Genomic DNA, 1,593 nt, shown 5'->3' on the forward strand with positions numbered 1-1,593 from the left:
ATTTCTTATATTTTGCGTCTCAGGCATGACGAAAAGGATGATTTTCTACCTGTTGAAAAAATCATCCTGATGACTTTTCGGTTTTCAAATCTGTCACTTCTTCTTTCTGGTATCAGCTCTTCCTTCTCTGATCGGAGATATCCTGGCCAGAAGAAGATCTTCCAGTGTACTCAAGCTGATTCTGGCTTTTTTGAACAGCCACTGTTGAATCGTTTTGATGATGAATCCGAAATCTGCCTTCTGCTTGTGCTTTTTGGCCTGAGCGATGCGCTTCTGGTGCTGACGAGATCTTTCTACCTTGTTGCGCAAACGGGAACAAAGATTGTAGAGAGTCATTTTGGCATAGATCTCTGCCTGGACCAGATCAAGCTTCCTTGAATGAGTCCATTCAAGATCGGTGTTTCGTTTCAGTCCCCTGAAGCCGACTTCAACCTGCCAGCGCAGACGGTAGATCTGCTTGATGTCCTCGGTCCCAAACTCAGCTTCCGACAGATTGGTGCAGACGGTAATGAATGATTCATTCCCTTCGCAGGCAGCTTTGAACCTCACAACCCTGATATTTAAAGGGAGTTCAGTCGTTTGACCGTCAAATTCAGGCTGCTTCCTGTACGAAGAGATGTACTTATAGACATCCCAATGGTCTTTGACATGCCTGTTGTTTTTACTGGTCAGAATCACATTGAAAGGAATGTCATACTCTTCTGACTCGGGAGTCTTATAGTACTTGAGAATGCTTGTAGATGATGTCTCGTCTTTGATACGTATGACAAAAGGGACATGTTCCTTCTGCAGGCGATAGAAAGACATAAGAGCTTCGTATCCCCGATCAGCGATGAAGATGGCTTTCTGAAATGAAGAACGCTGAGCGAGTTCAAGAAGAGCTGAATCTTCATTCTTCTCAGAGCCGGGTTGAAGCAGCGCGTCAGTAAAGACGGAGTTGAGGGCGTCGAATTCGGCATTCAAATGAACAAAGTGCCTCTTCTTGCCTTTTTTAGAAGCGCCATAGGTGATGTCATTGTCCTGTTCAGGAAGAACTTGAATCTCGCTTCCATCTACAGCGAGGAGGCGATAACCCTTGAAGGTTTTAACATCAGAGCTGGAAGTTGCCTTGTTAAACCGATTGAAGACGTTTTTATAAAGTGAAGAGTTGATTTTGGAACGGGCCTGAGACACAGCAGAGGCTGAAACAGATGATCCGCCCTTAAACAGGATCCAGGGAAAGGAAGCAGCGAGGGATTCCTCTGTCAGCTGAAACGGAAGAAGGACAAGCTCATGCAGGTCAATCTGCCGCTTACGGGTGAAGGCGGACTGAGAAGTAAAATTGGCAGGGTTCGCCGTTTCTGAGCTGATGATATTGAGGAAGGTGTTTCTGAAGAAAGAACATTCTTTGGCGATAGCAGTCATAGGGAAAACTCCTTTAAGTTCTCCCCATCGGCTGCGAAGCAGCCGCGCGGCGGCAGAAATTTGTCAATAGATTTTTAGAAAAAAGTGAAAAAACTCGAATCATTCGAGATTTGACTTGAAGAGTAGAAAAAAGACCACATCACTGCTTAACGCTGATGTGGTCTGAGAAATCTTAACTTAATGACATTG

General features: G+C 44.9%; 1 protein-coding gene. It reads right to left on the bottom strand.

What is annotated here, in order from left to right; all coding sequences use genetic code 11:
* Positions 1 to 93 precede the first annotated feature (93 nt).
* Complete coding sequence (locus tag Afil_RS10595) at positions 94 to 1,404, bottom strand: IS4 family transposase (RefSeq protein WP_230228745.1); 1,311 nt, start codon at positions 1,402 to 1,404, stop codon at positions 94 to 96.
* Positions 1,405 to 1,593: the final 189 nt, after the last annotated feature.

Source organism: Allobaculum fili, from assembly GCF_020969955.1.
Taxonomy (GTDB): domain Bacteria; phylum Bacillota_I; class Bacilli_A; order Erysipelotrichales; family Erysipelotrichaceae; genus Allobaculum; species Allobaculum fili.